The sequence below is a fragment of the Staphylococcus sp. AC872 genome, assembly GCF_979255425.1.
The window spans coordinates 55,918-72,738 of the sequence record NZ_CEEDKW010000003.1; the positions used below are offsets into that span (position 1 = coordinate 55,918).

Below are 16,821 nucleotides of genomic sequence, written 5' to 3' on the forward strand. Positions count from 1 at the left end.
GATTAATTCCGATTTATCAATAACGATTTTTAACTTAATAGGGCCATTCATCATATTATTTTTACAAATATAAAAAGGCATAGTCTTAAGCATCTAGGATTTTTACCTTCCCTAAATACTTTTAACTATACCTTTCAATACAAAGAATAATATATTAAATCAATTCATCTATGCGTTTAAAAAAGATTTTAATTGTTCATAATCTGTAGCACCTTGTTTAACGGCTGCTTGTGCTATTTCTTCTCTCATATCTGCATTCACAGTATTATATTGATATGCTTGTAAAATTGACACCACTTCGTCACTAGGTTTTACAACATAAACATCTTTCCCGTCAGCTTTCATTTGTTCTACGAGTTGATCAAGCGCATATGGTGTTTCAATTGGTAAGTTAGTAGTTAACACAATCACTTTAACTGCATCATCAACGACATCAGGATTTTCCATTGAATAAGACCCACCATCATAATAGTGGTATCCATTAATTGGAATCGGTTGCCATACACCTTGTAAGGCAGAACTCGCTGCTAGTGCATCTATTAATGCTACACCAGATTGTGCATTAAATACTTTACGTTCAGATGTCTCTAATTCTGTTGCGACAATATTTAGTTTGTCATTCCATTCTAACGGCACACTACCTAATCGATTTCTAATCATATCACGACGTGCGTCTAGTGATACATTGGGTTGAGTATTTTTAGAGATTTCTCCCATACCATCAACCCAAGCCTTAGTTGATTTACTTTCTTTCGCTAATTGATCAAATGCTTGGAATAATTCTCCCATTTCTTTATCAGAAATAGGTGTTGTTTCATTAACCTTTTCAATAATTTGCTCCTGCCAAATTGTATCCCAATCAATCATTGACGATATCGTTGTACTTACTTGAGACCCTGCAGATGTACCAATGATATAATCTACAGTTCTTAAATCGATCCCTTTATCAAACAATCCTTTTAAATATCCAATGTGAAATGCGATGCCATAATGACCGCCACCACTTAGTGCTAATGCTACTTTTGAATTCATATGAATTAACCTCTTTATCTTTTATATTCGTTTACAATTGTAACTGGTAATTACATGTAGGTAAATTTTTAAGCATTGTAGTATAAAAAAGTCCTCTAACCTATACGGTTGAGGACTATATCATAGTATCTTATTCCCATTCTATTGTGCTAGGTGGCTTAGAGGTAATGTCATAGACAACGCGGTTAACATGATCCACTTCATTAACGATTCGACTTGAAATCTTCTGTAAGACTTCCCAATCGATACGCGCAAAGTCACTTGTCATACCATCAATTGATGTTACAGCACGGATACCGACAGTGTGATCATATGTACGGTAGTCTCCCATAACACCTACAGATTGAATGCCTGGTAATACAGTGAAATATTGCCAAATGTCTCTTTCAAGACCTTCTTCTCGCACTACTTCTCTTAAAATCGCATCTGATTCTCGTACGATTTCTAATTTATCTTCCGTAATTTCACCAAGCACTCGGATACCTAAACCAGGGCCTGGGAATGGTTGTCTCCATACTAAATGCTCAGGAATACCTAATTCGATACCTAATGCACGTACTTCATCTTTGAATAACGTATTAATCGGTTCGATAAGTTCAAATTCCATATCTTCTGGTAAACCACCCACATTATGGTGAGATTTAATTGTTTGAGCTGTTTTTGTACCTGATTCAATCACATCTGTATAAAGCGTACCTTGGGCTAAGAAGTCTACACCCTTTAACTTAGATGCTTCGTCATCAAATACATAAACGAATTCATTACCAATAATTTTACGTTTCTGTTCTGGATCTGATACACCAGCTAATTTTTTCATGAAACGATCTTGTGCATTTACACGAATAATATTCATGTTAAAACCTTCACCGAATTGTTCCATAACCATGTCGCCTTCACCTTTACGAAGTAATCCATGGTCAACAAAGATACAAGTCAGTTGATCACCAATTGCTTTGTGTAGTAATACCGCTACTACAGATGAGTCAACGCCACCACTCATCGCACATAATACTTTACGATCTCCTACACGTTCACGAATTTTTTCGATTTCAATTTCGATAAAGTTTTCCATTGTCCATTCGCCTGTACAATTACAGACACGACGTACAAAGTTTCTTAAAAGGTCATTACCGTATTCCGTATGGCGTACTTCTGGATGGAATTGTACGCCATAGATACGACGTGATTTATCTTCAATTGCAGCATAGTTTGTGCTTGGACTATCTGCAATCACTTCAAAGCCTTCAGGAATTTCAATGACTTTATCTGAGTGACTCATCCATACAGTTTGTTCAGATGGTAAACCGAAGAATAACTCGTCAGATTTTGCATTAATAATTGCTTTACCATACTCACGCTCATTAGCACGTTCCACTTTTCCGCCTAATAATTTAGTCGTAAGTTGCATTCCGTAACAAATACCTAATACAGGGATGCCTAAATTATAAATTTCTGGATCAATAGTGAATGAACCTTCTTCATAAACTGAATTAGGCCCCCCAGATAATATAATACCTTTAGGGTTCATTCGTTTAATTTCTTCAATAGAAATTTCATGGTCGTGCAATTCGCTATATACACCCATTTCACGTATACGTCTTGTGATTAATTGGTTGTATTGGCTACCAAAGTCTAGGACAAGAATTAACTCTTGCTCTTTCGCCATTTCCATAATTGTCGTTCTCCTTTAAATCTATAGTTAGAATGAATAGTTTGGTGATTCTTTAGTAATTTGAACATTATGTGGGTGACTTTCTGCTAAACCAGCAGGTCCCATGCGTGTAAATTGCGCTTCTTCACGTAACGTTTCTAAATCTTTAGAACCAGTGTAACCCATACCTGATCTTACACCGCCCATAAGCTGATAAATTGTATCTTGTAAAGGACCTTTGTAAGCTGTACGTCCTTCAATACCTTCTGGTACAAATTTCTTAGGTGTTTTATCTTCTTGGAAGTAACGGTCATTTGAACCTCTTTCCATTGCACCTAATGAGCCCATGCCACGGTATACTTTGTATTGTCTACCTTGGAATACTTCAGTTGCGCCTGGGCTTTCTTCCGTACCTGCTAATAGACTACCTAACATAACAGCATGTCCACCAGCCGCTAATGCTTTAATAATGTCACCTGAGAATTTAATACCACCATCAGCAATAATTGCTTTACCATGTTTACGTGCTTCAGTTGCACAATCGTAAACAGCTGTAATCTGAGGTACACCTACACCTGCAACGACACGTGTTGTACAAATTGAACCTGGACCGATACCAACTTTAACAACATCTGCACCCGCTTCAAATAAATCTTTTGTCGCTTCTGCAGTGGCAACATTACCAGCTACTAAAGTAATTTCAGGGAATTTATTTTTAATATGTTTAACTTGTTCAATAACACCTTTTGAGTGACCATGTGCTGTATCGATAACAAGTGCGTCCACACCTGCTTCAACTAATTTTTCTGCTCTAATGTCAGTATCTTTAGAAATACCGATTGCTGCCGCTGCTAATAATCGGCCATTAGCATCTTTTGCTGCATATGGGAATTCAAGCACTTTTTCAATATCTTTAATAGTAATTAATCCTTCTAAACGACCATTTTCAACTAAAGGAAGTTTTTCAATTTTATGTTCTTGCAAAATTGCTTCTGCTTCGTCTAGAGTCGTACCTACTGGAGCTGTGATTAAATCTTCTTTTGTCATAACATCTGAGATTTTAATAGAAAAATCTTCAATAAAACGTAAGTCACGGTTAGTTAAAATACCTACTAACTCTCTGTCATCTAAATTATTTACGATTGGTACACCTGAAATACGATATTTACCCATTAAAGCTTCTGCTTCATATACACTTTCGTCAGGTGTTAAATAAAATGGATTACTAATAACACCATTCTCTGAACGTTTTACTTTTTGTACTTCGTCAGCTTGTTCTTCGATACCCATATTTTTATGGATAACGCCTAGTCCACCTTGTCTTGCCATCGCAATAGCCATTTTAGATTCTGTAACTGTATCCATACCCGCAGAAATGACTGGGATGTTTAATTTAATTTTATCTGATAAGCGAACACTCAAATCAACATCGCTTGGTAGTACGTCTGATTGAGCTGGAATTAATAATACATCATCGAATGTTAATGACTCTTTAGCAAACTTATTTTCCCACATTTAAAAACAGCCTCCAATATTATATAGTTTGTTCTATTATTTCACATTTTCTTCACTTTGTTTATAGTTTATACCATTAAAAAAGAAATTTAAGATAATTGCAGAGATGGCACCTAACACGATACCATTTTGTGTTAACCAAGCAAATTGTTCCCCTAACCCTTTAAACGCTTGAGGTACAGCACTAATACCGGTACCTAAACCTACAGACACTGCAATAATTAATAAGTTATTTTGGTTAGCAAAATTAATATTACCTAAAATACTAACACCGTATGCCATTACCATACCAAACATCGCTATCATCGCACCACCTAAAACTGGTAATGGAATAATATTAGCTAAGGCACCTAGCTTAGGAATGCAACCACATATAAGTAATAAAATAACCATGCCATAGATAACTTTATTTTTCTTAGCACCTGATAAAGATACTAAACCAACATTCTGTGAATATGCTGTATAAGGGAACGCATTAAATAATGACCCAATCACAATTGCAAGACCTTCCGCAGTGTAACCCTTACGAAAATCTTTTCGTTCTAATTTCTTCCCAGTAATCTCACTTAATGCGTGATAGACACCAGTAGATTCGATTAAACTCACCATAGCGACAATAAAGAACACTAAAGTTGCACCTAAATCAAAGCCAAAGCCTGAAAAACGAAATGGCATAGGAATACCTACCCAATGCGCTTCACCTACTTGCTTAACATCTACAAGACCAAAGATTGCTGCTAACACTGTTCCAATGATTAATCCAATTAAAATTGCAATTGATTTTAAAAATCCTGTCGTAAATCGTTGCAAAATCAGTATCACAATGAGTGTAACCCCACCTAATACTAAATTCTTTGGATCACCATAGTTTTTAGCACCTTCTCCACCAGCTAAATAATTCATTGCCACTGGCATTAAATTGATACCAATAATCGTCACAACACTTCCTGTCACGACAGGTGGGAAGAACTTAACTAAATGAGAGAAGAATGGTGCAATGATAATCACTAAAATACCTGATAAAAATAATGAACCATATAATACGCCTAGTCCTTTTGTCTGTCCAATTAAAATCATGGGTGCTACTGCTGTAAATGTACACCCTAATACAATTGGTAATCCTGTACCTGTGACTTTGTTCACTTGTAAGAATGTCGCTACACCACACATAAAAATATCGACTGTCACTAAATAAGCAATCTCTTCTGGTGTGAATTTCAAACTTGTTCCTACAATAATAGGAACTAAAATCGCGCCGGCATACATCGCTAATAAATGTTGAATACTAAGAATGAAATTTTTCATTAATTTTCACCCAATAACGTCACTTTATTACCTTTTAATGATGCTACTTTACATAAAGATGATACGTTTAGACCTTCTGCTTCAAGTCTTTGTCGTCCATTTTGGAAACTTTTCTCAACAACGATACCAACACCTGCTGTTTTAGCGTTAGCTTGTTTAACAATATCGTTTAATCCAAGAGAAGCATCACCATTTGCTAAGAAATCATCAATAATTAAAACAGTATCGTTTTCCCCAAGGAATTCTTCAGAAACAATAACCGTGCTTGTTTTATTCTTAGTAAAAGAATGAATATCTGTTTGATAAAATCCATCCTTCAAAGTACTTGGTTTAGCTTTTTTAGCAAATAAGCAAGGTACATCAAAATGGAATGCTGCCATTATTGCTGGCGCAATACCTGATGCTTCAATAGTTAATATTTTTGTAATTCCTTCATTCTTGAATTGTTCAAAGAATGTTTGCCCTACTTCATTCATTAACTTTGCATCAATTTGATGATTTAAAAAACCATCTACCTTAAGTATCTTTTCATCGATGACTACACCATCTTCTTTTACTTTACGTCCTAACGACTCCACCCAGAAAACCTCCTCAAAATTATGTAATCCATAGACTTGTTGATACAAAAAAATCCCCAAACTTTCAATAAGTTTCAGGATCTATGAGGGAACGTGCAATACATTGCGTATAATTGCAAATAAAGAAGTAGATACGCCAAATTAATCGATAATTAAAAATGTATACAATAAGATACAGAGGTTCCTTTGTATGCTATTTAAAGAAACTTATATCAACGACACATTACACTAGTCCTTCGTGTTGTTTGAACGATTTAAACTGCTCCTAAGTATTGAATTGTTACCCATAGTCATGTCGTTCAAGGCGACATGGTAGAAACTTCTAAAGCCATATTCTTCAGATTATATGAGTCATATAAATTATTTAATGATGATAGCAAATTTTAGCTACTTTTTCAATATCTATTAAATTACGATCATCGTTGAATTAACAGTATTTTTACTGAAAGCGTTTGATATATAATTCAAAATTAAATTTGGTAGATAAAGTAGTAAAATTATATATTTATATAAACAAAAGTTTTATAATTGAATGGTAAGGGTATAGATTTTGAAAGTAGAGAAAATATAAGGGGCGATAATCATGGCAGAAATTACAGTAGTAAAAGACAAATCAGAATTATACAACGTGATTAACCAAAAGAAATCTGAAGGCTATTTAGAAAGTGAATTAGCGGTTATTAGTCGTTCAAAATTACATTTAGATGATTTACACGACTCTCAAATTAGTTTAATTGCTACAAGCGGCTCATTCAGTGATCGCATGTCTAGATTACTTATCGGTGAAGATGGTGAACAAGCTGTTCTTACAAGATACGATTTAACTGATGAAGAAATCGAAAATCATAAACAAGATATTCTAGACAACAAAATTTTAGTTGTTGCAAGACGCGACCGTTCTTCTCATAACGAAGTAGAAGAAAATAATGCAGCTTACGAAGAACTTGATATCACACATTATGCTGCTGAATCTAAAGGCCCAAAAGCTTAAGACAATCTCGTGAAAATGAAATGGATATAAAAAGGACACCATAACTTGTACGCTAAGCCGTTTAAGTTGTGGTGTTTTACTTTATAAATTTATCCATTAACAGAAATAAACATATGCTATAATTTAAAAAATATATTTTTGGGGGTGCCATGATGGAATTTAAAACGATAACGTCTGTTAAAGATCCATATTTCAAAGAAGCATTACAAATTTACGACGCAAAGTTAGATATTAGCCTCACCGAAGACAGCCATATTTTTAAACAATCATTAGAAAACAATAAAACCGAAAAGGATTATGCCTTTATCGTTGGCATTGAAAATAATGAAGTAATAAGCATGGCAACAGCACATTATGAAGCGACTACTAATTCCGCCTTTCTTATATACCTTATTACCAAAAATAAAGACAATCATGATGAGGTAATGTCTATGACCTTGGATAAAATCGAGGAGCAACTCAATGTCTACGCTAATGAAATTCATGATCGAAACATTAATTTTATTATGATGGAAGTACCTAAAGAACCACTAACAACTGATGAAGAAACAAACAAAGTGCTTGAGCGTCGTCGACAGTTTCTCTATGAACATCAATTTGAAAAACAAAGTGAAATTGATTATATTCATCCCAATTATACAACCGACGAAAATCCGAAAGACATCGACTTATTTATCAAAGCCAATATTGTCTTATCCAAAGATATTTACGGTACAAGTGTGAAGTCTAATTATATTTTGAAATATGTCTTTGCTAATGGCATTTCAAGAGAGATTATATACCCTCTATTAGAAGAGATGAATTTAAGAAGCCCACTTTAACATTACTTGAAATCAACTATAATTAACGGTAAACTATCATATGAGGTAAGACTGACGTTTCACTAACCGAAGACAAACGTCAGTATACATAAACCATATATGAAAGGACTTTATTAATGTTAACTAAAGAATTCGCACAACGCGTCGAGCTAAGTGAAAAACAAGTCCGTAAAATCGTCCAACATTTAGAAGAACGTGGCTATCAACTTAGTAAGACAGAGTACCGTGGACGTGAAGCTACTGATTTTAAAGAAGAAGATATCGAATTATTTAAAGATATCGCAGATAAAGTAAAACAAACGAATAGCTATGACTTAGCATTTGAAGAACTTGAAAAAGAAAAAGACTTCCTTCAAGTATTAGTAAAAGAAGATAATAGTCAATTACCTACTGATCAGAATATTTCACAACTAGTTGAAGACTTACGTAGTGAAATACAAAAAATGCGTGAAGAACGTCAAATGTTAGGTCAAATGATTAGTCAAGTGCACCATCAACAACAGGAACTTAAAGAGTTACAAAATCAAATCACATCTAAAATTGATGCAAATACTGAATCATTAAAAGCTATTCAAACAACTCAAGATGCAATCCAGTCAACACAGCAATCTCACACTAAAAAATTAGATGAACAACAAGCTATTGCTTCTGAATCAAGTGCAAGTCATCAGTCAAGCCAAAGTCATCAACCTAAACAATCTACGTCACTTACATCAAGTGAAAGCAATTCAGTAGCAGCAACTTCCACTTCAACATCTCAACATTCAAATAGTTTGAGCAAAGCTAACGAAGTGACAAAAAGTGAGAGTACTTCATTAAGTACATCTGAGCAATCAACAGCTCAATCAGAATCAACATCATACACTACTTCAGAGTCTCAAGTTTCAAATACAAATAATCATACCGAGTCACAATCATCTCCTCTAGGCCACCCAGAACCTAAAGAAGAGAAAAAAGGCTTTTTCGCAAGATTATTTAACTTATAGTAAATATAAGGTGAAGATAAGTTAAGACAAAAGTGTGTCACTTTATGTCTCAACCAATGCTTCACCTCTTTTTTATGTCAATATCTTACTTATATTCTTATATTGATGTTATAATATATAATACTAAATATATATAAATAATGTTTTACGCTATATCACAACAAAGGACTGACACACTATGAGAAAAGCGACACAATCATTAATCAAAAATCAGTTTAAAAGAAAAACCTCCTTTTTAACTAAACCAATTAAAACATTTAATAAATCCCCATACTTCAAAAAAGTGATGACCTATGCACATTACTATGAAAAGAATAACGTTAATCCTTCCCACATACTTTATCAAGTGACCGATGGCAAAAGCATGACTGATAGTCCATACGCCATTTTTTTATATTTAACGCGTCACAAGGCCTACCAGCACTTACACCATACTTGGGTTGTAGATTCTGAAAGTACAGCTCAACATTACCGTAATCAATTTCAACATTTATCACATGTATCGTTTGTTATTAAAGAATCAAAATCATATTTAAAAGCATTAACCACTTGCAAATATCTTATTAATAACGCTACATTTCCAGCCTATTTTACAAAAAAAGAAAACCAAGTCTATATCAACACGTGGCACGGCACACCATTAAAGCATATGGGATTAGATATTCCTCATTCTTTAATCAAAACGCAAAATACAATGCGTAATTTTTTAATTTCTGATTACATCATATCGCCAAACAAACACACAACTACTATATTAGATCATGCTTTCAAGTTGTCACCAATTTATCAGGGTAATTTTTTAGAAATAGGTTATCCACGTCTTGATTTAACAATCAATTCAACAGAAGCAGATATTAGAAAAGTCTTAAGCTCATTTGTACATTTAAATCAGGAAAAAATAATATTATATTGTCCTACATGGCAAGGTACAGATGTAAATAAACCTATCATTGAAGAAGACAATATCTATAATGAAATTAAAGCATTAGAATCTATAACAGGTTATCAGGTGTTATTAAAAGTACATCCATTTGTATATAAAAAAATAGCTCATTCAGATAATTTAAAACCGTATCTTATACCTAATACTTTTGATACTAATCAATTATTATCAGTCGTTGATTTAATGATTACAGATTACTCTAGTATTTTCTTCGACTTTTTAGTCACTGATAAACCTATTATTTTTTATACAACAAATCATGATGAATACGCACGCACTCGTGGATTATATATTGATACAGAGCAACTTCCTGGTCCAATTTATACAAATATTAATGATGTCATTCAAGGTATTCAAAACGAAACCTATAAGCAATACGATAAAAATTATCAACAATTTAAAGCTCAATTCTGTTCATATGATGACGGTAACGCCTGTCAAAGATTAATTAAAGCAATCTTTAGTACAACATTAAAAACAACACCTTCACATGCAAATAGTGAAAAGCAAAAGACGAAGTTACTATTTTATCCTGGCGGTTTAAAGAACAACGGTATTACTACTTCGATGTTGAACTTACTTGAAAATATTGATTATGAAAAATACGACGTCACATTAATGGTGACAAATAGCAAAAACATTGAATTTAAAAATAATCTCAATCAAATAAACGGTAATGTCAGAGTATTATTTAGAAGTAGCCCTTTCCTTACTTCATTTAAAGACTTATATCGAGTAGAATTTATTAGACAACGTGGTGTATATCATCACTTTGAAGAGGTTATTCATCCAAAGCACCTCTATCGTCGTGAAATGAGAAAAGTATTCGGGGATATACAATTTGATTATGCTATTGATTTTAGTGGGTATGCATTTTTCTGGGGAAATTTGGTATTAGCTGCTAATGCGAAGAAAAAATATATTTATATGCATAGTGACATGCAAGATGATCAAAACAGAACAGTTAATGGAAAACGACCCCACTACCAAAATTTAAAAACATTGTTTAGTATTTATAAACGTTTTGATAAACTAATTAGCGTATCTGAAGCAACAATGAAAGTGAACCAACGCAAATTTTCATCAACAGTACCCAAAAATAAATTCAATGTCTGTCGAAATACAATCAATTACTCAGAAATCAAACGTCTAATGAATGATGATAGTGAAATTTATAATAAAGATGGCAAACAAGTTATCGTCTCTTATTCAGATGGAAACTTGTTTAACACGACATTTGATCAGAGTCACTTTAATATCGTCTTTATTGGTCGATTATCACCGGAAAAAGGTATTGATTTACTCATTAAAGCAGTTCATGAATTAAAGACGAAGCACCCACACATCCGACTTTATATTTTAGGTGATGGACCATTAAAAGAAACATTTGTAAACATGATTACTCATCTAAATCTAGAACACAATGTGTTTTTATTAGGCCATCAACGTAATCCATTTTATTTATTAAAACGTGCTAATTTATTTGCTTTGACTTCACATTATGAAGGACAATCAATGGTTATATTGGAAGCTTTATCTACTGGAACACCAGTATTAGCATCTGACATAATTGCAAATCGTTACGTTTTAGAAGATGGAAAATACGGTATGCTAGTTAAAAATGAGATCCAACATATAGCCAATGGTATTGAAACATTCATTAAAGGTACACAACCTAGCTATAGTAGATTTGATGTAGAATCTTATAACAAAGCAGTTATGGATGAATTTTATAGTTTATTAGATTAACTTAAATCATTACTTACCATCTTATTACTCCGTTACATATAAGTGTTACATTCCAATTCTTTTATTTGGAATGTAACACTTATTTTTATATCTATCTTATGATATCCCACAAATAAAATTATTTTTTCAATCAATTTAATACTTTGCACATTTTTAATTATAAAAAATATACCTTTGAAGTTTATAGCCTTGAATTATAAAAATATGAGTAATATTCTTAATACATAAATTTAGAACATAATAATTAAAAAGGAGTGTTATTCATTGGACTCATTTTTAACTGTGATTAATGTTATTGTGCTCATTGCCTTCATTATTATGCTAAATGTCATGGCTAAAAGACACATTTCATTTCCTAAACGTGTATTTACTGCCTTAGCTATAGGCATTATTTTAGGCATCGCAATGCATTTAATCTATGGAGTCGACTCAAAAGTAATCAAAACAACAAGTGATTGGTTTAGTATCGTAGGCGATGGTTATGTCGCACTATTACAAATGATTGTCATGCCGTTAATTTTTATTTCTATCGTTTCTGCATTCAGTAAAATACAAATTGGGGACAAATTTGCTAAAATCGGTAGTTATATCTTCATGTTTTTAATTGGGACTGTAGCTATAGCTGCCTTGGTTGGTATTGGATATGCGTTACTCTTCGGTTTAGATGCATCTTCCATTGATCTAGGTAGCGCTGAACATTCACGCGGTAGTGAAATCACTAAAGAGGCTAAAAATTTAACTGCGCATACGTTACCACAACAAATCTTAGAATTATTACCTAGCAATCCATTCTTAGACTTTACAGGTGAAAGAACAACATCTACGATTGCGGTCGTTATCTTCGCGTCATTTGTTGGATTTGCATATTTACGCGTTGCACGTAAAGAACCTGAACATGGTGACACACTTAAACGTGGTATTGAAGCGATTTATTCTATTGTCATGGCTATCGTAACCTTCGTATTACGATTAACACCTTATGGCATCTTAGCTATTATGGCTTCAACGATTGCTACCAGTGACTTTGCTGCTATCTGGACTCTAGGTAAATTTATGATAGCGTCTTATGCAGCATTAATCACAATGTATATCATTCACCTCGTCATTTTAACTATCCTTGGTATCAACCCAGTCAAATATATGAAGAAAACATTTGAAGTATTGGCCTTTGCCTTTACATCACGTTCAAGTGCTGGTTCTTTACCGTTAAATATTCAAACACAAACAACACGTCTTGGTGTACCTGAAGGTATCGCTAACTTTTCCGCAACATTCGGTTTATCTATTGGACAAAATGGTTGTGCAGGTATCTATCCTGCGATGCTTGCAATCATGGTTGCACCGGTTGCACATGTAAATATCGATTTACAATTTATCGTGACATTAGTAGCCGTGGTTATTATCAGTTCATTTGGTGTTGCTGGTGTAGGTGGCGGTGCTACATTCGCATCTATATTAGTCTTATCAACACTAAATTTACCGGTTGCATTAGCCGGCGTCTTAATTTCTATCGAACCTCTTATTGACATGGGTCGTACTGCTCTTAATGTTAATGATTCTATGTTAGCAGGCACAGGTACTGCCAAACTCACTAAAAATTGGGACAAAAAAGCATTCGAATCTAATGAATATGGTGAACTGACAACAGATTAAATATTTTAAAATAAAAGGGAGGAGACAATTAAATTGCCTCCTCCCTTTTTTAATACTATTTTATTAAATCTACAATTAAGAAGATGCTATTTCTGACACCAACAATTAACCCTGAAACCATAACATCACTATTGATTAAATAGCGCTATTACCTTTTGATTAATCCTGCATCATTAAGTTGATTTAGCATGTCTAATCTTGTTTTATTTCCTAGGAATGACTCGATTTGTTGTGACCAAGTTTCAGTTCTTTCTCCATCGGTACGCGCTTTATAATAATCACTTACTGTTTGATCATAGGACTGTAATTCACTGATTTGTTTTTCTTTATCTGAATTATATTGGTTTCTATGGAAAACATGTTCTAATGGTAATCGAGGTTTTGCAGAACCATTTTCATTCTCTGCTGGTTCACCAACAGCCATACCAAATAATGGGAAAGTATACTCAGGTAAGTCTAAAATCTCACGTACACGACCAACATCATTACGTAATGAGCCTAAGTAAACAATGCCGTACCCCATATCCTCAGCTGCAACAGCCATATTTTCAGCAACAAGAGCTACATCAATCGATCCCACTAATAGACCTTCAGCAGATTCAAAAGAAACTTCCATGTTTGATTCTACATTCTCATTAATTAAATTATGACGATAATAATCTAAAACAAAAACAAATAAGTAACCATTCTCAACAACATATGGTTGCCCAGATACTTCCTTTAAATCCTCTTTAATTTCAGGGTCATCAATACCGATAATTGAATAAGTTTGTAAATAACTAGATGTTGAAGCACTTTGACCTGCTTCCACTAATTTTTCAATTGTATCTTCACTTAAAGGCGTTGATTTAAAACGACGCACCGAGTGATGTTTTTTCATTAATTCATATACATAATCTGACACTATTCCCACTCCTACTCTCGAAAAGTAATATTTTCGTTAATAATCTTTAAATATTGTATACCCTTTTCAACTGGAAATTAAATTAATTGGATTTACAGGTGAATGATTAATCATATTTTATGTATTTATAATAATTTTGACTTACCCCTATAACAAACCTTCTTTTATGAAAGTTTTGATACAACATGTTAATATCAAAGTATAGTGGAATGTAATAAAATTACACTATATTATCAATAACAAGCCTTTAGTTGAGAATGTAATTGATTATTTAATGTGTGACAGTAGTAAATTATTTTATCAATATCACTTATTTCACTTAAGCGATCAATTTCATTTATAGGCTTATAATACTTGTATCATCAATTTCTCAACGTGCTATTAATTATATAAGTTGATGAAGTTGACTATTTAAATCCTAAATGTAATAATAATTAGTAAGAGATTAGAATTATTATAAACAAACAATGATTGTTATCTAATTCTAATAAAACATTTCAAATATCAGGAGGAATTTACCTATGTCTTTAATTAATAAAGAAATCTTACCATTCACAGCACAAGCTTACGATCCAAAGAAAGATGAATTCAAAGAAGTATCTCAAGAAGATTTAAAAGGTTCTTGGAGTGTAGTTTGCTTCTACCCAGCTGACTTCTCATTCGTTTGCCCAACTGAATTAGAAGATTTACAAAACCAATACGATAAATTACAAGAATTAGGCGTAAATGTATTCTCAGTTTCAACTGATACTCATTTCGTACACAAAGCTTGGCACGATCATTCAGATGCTATTAGCAAAATCCAATACAATATGATTGGTGACCCTTCACAAACTATTACTCGTAACTTCGACGTATTAGATGAAGAACTTGGTTTAGCTCAACGTGGTACTTTCATTATCGATCCTGATGGTGTTGTTCAAGCAGCTGAAATCAATGCTGACGGTATCGGCCGTGACGCAAGCACATTAGTTCACAAAATCAAAGCTGCTCAATATGTGCGTCAACATCCAGGTGAAGTTTGCCCTGCAAAATGGGAAGAAGGTTCTGAAACTTTACAACCAGGATTAGACTTAGTAGGTAAAATTTAAGGAGGCATTAATTGAAAATGCTTAATGCTGATTTAAAACAACAATTAAAACAATTACTTGAGCTTATGGAAGGCGACGTTGAATTCGTCGCTAGCCTTGGCTCTGACGATAAATCAAAAGAATTAAAAGAGTTATTAGATGAAGTAGCTGACATGTCTGCGCACATAACAGTTACTGAAAAATCTTTAAAACGTACACCTAGTTTTTCAGTGAATCGCCCAGGCGAAGAAACAGGTATTACATTCGCAGGTATTCCATTAGGTCATGAGTTCAACTCACTTGTATTAGCTATTTTACAAGTAAGTGGACGTGCACCTAAAGAACAACAATCCGTAATTGATCAAATTAAAGGATTAGAAGGTTCTTTCAATTTCGAAACTTACGTAAGTTTAACTTGTCAAAAATGTCCAGATGTCGTTCAAGCATTGAACTTAATGAGTGTAATTAACCCTAACATTACACATACAATGATTGATGGTGCTGTCTTCCGTGAAGAATCTGAAAATATTATGGCTGTACCAGCTGTTTTCCTAGACGGAGAAGAATTTGGTAATGGTCGCATGACAATTCAAGATATTCTTAACCAATTAGGAAGTACTGCAGATGCATCTGAATTCGAAGGCAAAGATCCTTATGATGTATTAGTTATCGGTGGTGGCCCTGCAAGTGGTAGTGCTGCGATTTACACAGCACGTAAAGGCTTACGCACTGGTATTGTTGCAGACCGTATCGGTGGTCAAGTTAATGATACTGCTGGCATTGAAAACTTCATCACTGTTAAAGAAACAACAGGTACTGAGTTTTCTTCTAATTTAGCAGATCATATCGCTCAATACGATATCGATACAATGACTGGTATTCGTGCAAAAAACATTAAAAAAACAGATAGCGCTATTCGCGTTACTTTAGAAAATGACGCTGTATTGGAAACTAAAACAGCCATCATTTCAACAGGTGCAAGTTGGCGTAAACTTAACATTCCTGGCGAAGATCGTTTAATCAATAAAGGTGTTGCTTTTTGCCCACACTGTGACGGTCCTCTATTCGAAAATAAAGACGTTGCAGTTATCGGTGGCGGTAACTCAGGTGTTGAAGCTGCAATCGATTTAGCTGGAATTGTTAAACATGTTACTGTATTTGAATATTCTGATGAGTTGAAAGCAGATAGTGTTCTACAAGATCGTTTACGTTCATTATCAAATGTTGACATTAAAACTAAAGCCAGAACTACTGAAGTTATTGGTGAAGATCATGTTACTGGTATCAAATATGAAGATATGAACACTGGCGAAGAACAAGTCGTTAATTTAGACGGTATCTTTGTACAAATCGGTTTAGTACCTAACACTTCATGGATTTCTGATGCAGTTGAACTTAACGGACGTGGTGAAGTTGTTATTGATCGTAATAATAGCACTAATGTTCCAGGTATCTTCGCTGCTGGTGATGTAACTGATCAGAAAAACAAACAGATCATTATCTCTATGGGCGCTGGCGCAAATGCCGCATTGAATGCTTTCGATTATATTATTAGAAACTAATTAAATGGATTCAACATTTCATTAATATATCTTCAAAACAGAATTCCCCTACGGAATTCTG

The 16,821-nt window shown here is 33.7% G+C and carries 13 protein-coding genes and 1 riboswitch; of the genes, 7 read left to right on the forward strand and 6 right to left on the reverse strand.

Annotated features, from left to right (window positions below; genetic code table 11):
* Positions 1-168: 168 nt before the first annotated feature.
* From ACZ267_RS06015 to xpt, 5 genes are all read right to left on the reverse strand, one after another.
* Entirely contained in the window at positions 169-1,032 is an 864-nt protein-coding gene (locus ACZ267_RS06015; protein WP_002466451.1) for a patatin-like phospholipase family protein, read from the reverse strand.
* A 130-nt stretch (positions 1,033-1,162) separates the two neighbouring features.
* Positions 1,163-2,704, reverse strand: a complete 1,542-nt coding sequence (guaA, locus tag ACZ267_RS06020; protein ID WP_002466433.1) for a glutamine-hydrolyzing GMP synthase — start codon at positions 2,702-2,704, stop codon at positions 1,163-1,165.
* A gap of 27 nt (positions 2,705-2,731) precedes the next feature.
* The gene (gene guaB, locus ACZ267_RS06025; RefSeq protein WP_002466427.1) at positions 2,732-4,198 is read right to left on the reverse strand and encodes an IMP dehydrogenase; all 1,467 of its coding nucleotides are present in this window, start codon (positions 4,196-4,198) and stop codon (positions 2,732-2,734) included.
* A gap of 36 nt (positions 4,199-4,234) precedes the next feature.
* Positions 4,235-5,503 (reverse strand): xanthine permease PbuX, encoded by a 1,269-nt coding sequence (pbuX, locus tag ACZ267_RS06030; protein ID WP_002466441.1) that lies wholly within the window; start codon positions 5,501-5,503, stop codon positions 4,235-4,237.
* Positions 5,503-6,081 carry a xanthine phosphoribosyltransferase gene (gene xpt, locus ACZ267_RS06035; protein WP_002466419.1) on the reverse strand — a complete coding sequence of 193 codons (579 nt, stop codon included), beginning with the start codon at positions 6,079-6,081 and terminating at the stop codon, positions 5,503-5,505. The genes pbuX and xpt overlap by 1 nt, the downstream gene beginning before the upstream one ends.
* A 267-nt stretch (positions 6,082-6,348) precedes the next feature.
* Positions 6,349-6,451: riboswitch (purine riboswitch) on the reverse strand.
* A 213-nt stretch (positions 6,452-6,664) separates the two neighbouring features.
* Here xpt and ACZ267_RS06040 point away from each other — a divergent pair.
* From ACZ267_RS06040 to ACZ267_RS06060, 5 genes are all read left to right on the forward strand, one after another.
* Entirely contained in the window at positions 6,665-7,072 is a 408-nt protein-coding gene (locus ACZ267_RS06040) for a general stress protein (RefSeq protein ID WP_002466426.1), read from the forward strand.
* A gap of 152 nt (positions 7,073-7,224) precedes the next feature.
* Positions 7,225-7,893 carry a hypothetical protein gene (locus ACZ267_RS06045; protein ID WP_002466432.1) on the forward strand — a complete coding sequence of 223 codons (669 nt, stop codon included), beginning with the start codon at positions 7,225-7,227 and terminating at the stop codon, positions 7,891-7,893.
* Positions 7,894-8,009: 116 nt separating this feature from the next.
* Positions 8,010-8,879 carry a hypothetical protein gene (locus ACZ267_RS06050; RefSeq protein ID WP_047210639.1) on the forward strand — a complete coding sequence of 290 codons (870 nt, stop codon included), beginning with the start codon at positions 8,010-8,012 and terminating at the stop codon, positions 8,877-8,879.
* Positions 8,880-9,057: 178 nt separating this feature from the next.
* Positions 9,058-11,571, forward strand: a complete 2,514-nt coding sequence (locus tag ACZ267_RS06055) for a glycosyltransferase (RefSeq protein ID WP_047210638.1) — start codon at positions 9,058-9,060, stop codon at positions 11,569-11,571.
* Between the two features lie 264 nt (positions 11,572-11,835).
* Positions 11,836-13,224, forward strand: a complete 1,389-nt coding sequence (locus ACZ267_RS06060) for an L-cystine transporter (RefSeq protein WP_002466442.1) — start codon at positions 11,836-11,838, stop codon at positions 13,222-13,224.
* Between the two features lie 148 nt (positions 13,225-13,372).
* Here the strand turns inward: ACZ267_RS06060 and ACZ267_RS06065 are convergent, their stop codons facing one another.
* Entirely contained in the window at positions 13,373-14,128 is a 756-nt protein-coding gene (locus ACZ267_RS06065; protein ID WP_002466447.1) for an NADPH-dependent oxidoreductase, read from the reverse strand.
* Between the two features lie 521 nt (positions 14,129-14,649).
* Here ACZ267_RS06065 and ahpC point away from each other — a divergent pair.
* Together ahpC and ahpF are read left to right on the forward strand one after the other, a co-directional pair.
* Entirely contained in the window at positions 14,650-15,219 is a 570-nt protein-coding gene (ahpC, locus tag ACZ267_RS06070) for an alkyl hydroperoxide reductase subunit C (protein WP_002451489.1), read from the forward strand.
* A 17-nt stretch (positions 15,220-15,236) separates the two neighbouring features.
* Positions 15,237-16,760, forward strand: coding sequence for an alkyl hydroperoxide reductase subunit F (gene ahpF, locus ACZ267_RS06075; RefSeq protein ID WP_015365385.1), 1,524 nt, complete (start codon positions 15,237-15,239; stop codon positions 16,758-16,760).
* The last annotated feature ends 61 nt before the right edge of the window (positions 16,761-16,821 follow it).

What these genes read in the sequence shown, in the direction of transcription:
- ACZ267_RS06015 (WP_002466451.1), bottom strand. Translation starts at nt 1,032, where the DNA reads ATGAATTCAAAAGTAGCATTAGCACTAAGTGGTGGCGGTCATTATGGC.
- guaA (WP_002466433.1), bottom strand. Translation starts at nt 2,704, where the DNA reads ATGGAAATGGCGAAAGAGCAAGAGTTAATTCTTGTCCTAGACTTTGGT.
- guaB (WP_002466427.1), bottom strand. Translation starts at nt 4,198, where the DNA reads ATGTGGGAAAATAAGTTTGCTAAAGAGTCATTAACATTCGATGATGTA.
- pbuX (WP_002466441.1), bottom strand. Translation starts at nt 5,503, where the DNA reads ATGAAAAATTTCATTCTTAGTATTCAACATTTATTAGCGATGTATGCC.
- ACZ267_RS06040 (WP_002466426.1), top strand. Translation starts at nt 6,665, where the DNA reads ATGGCAGAAATTACAGTAGTAAAAGACAAATCAGAATTATACAACGTG.
- ACZ267_RS06045 (WP_002466432.1), top strand. Translation starts at nt 7,225, where the DNA reads ATGGAATTTAAAACGATAACGTCTGTTAAAGATCCATATTTCAAAGAA.
- ACZ267_RS06050 (WP_047210639.1), top strand. Translation starts at nt 8,010, where the DNA reads ATGTTAACTAAAGAATTCGCACAACGCGTCGAGCTAAGTGAAAAACAA.
- ACZ267_RS06055 (WP_047210638.1), top strand. Translation starts at nt 9,058, where the DNA reads ATGAGAAAAGCGACACAATCATTAATCAAAAATCAGTTTAAAAGAAAA.
- ahpC (WP_002451489.1), top strand. Translation starts at nt 14,650, where the DNA reads ATGTCTTTAATTAATAAAGAAATCTTACCATTCACAGCACAAGCTTAC.
- ahpF (WP_015365385.1), top strand. Translation starts at nt 15,237, where the DNA reads ATGCTTAATGCTGATTTAAAACAACAATTAAAACAATTACTTGAGCTT.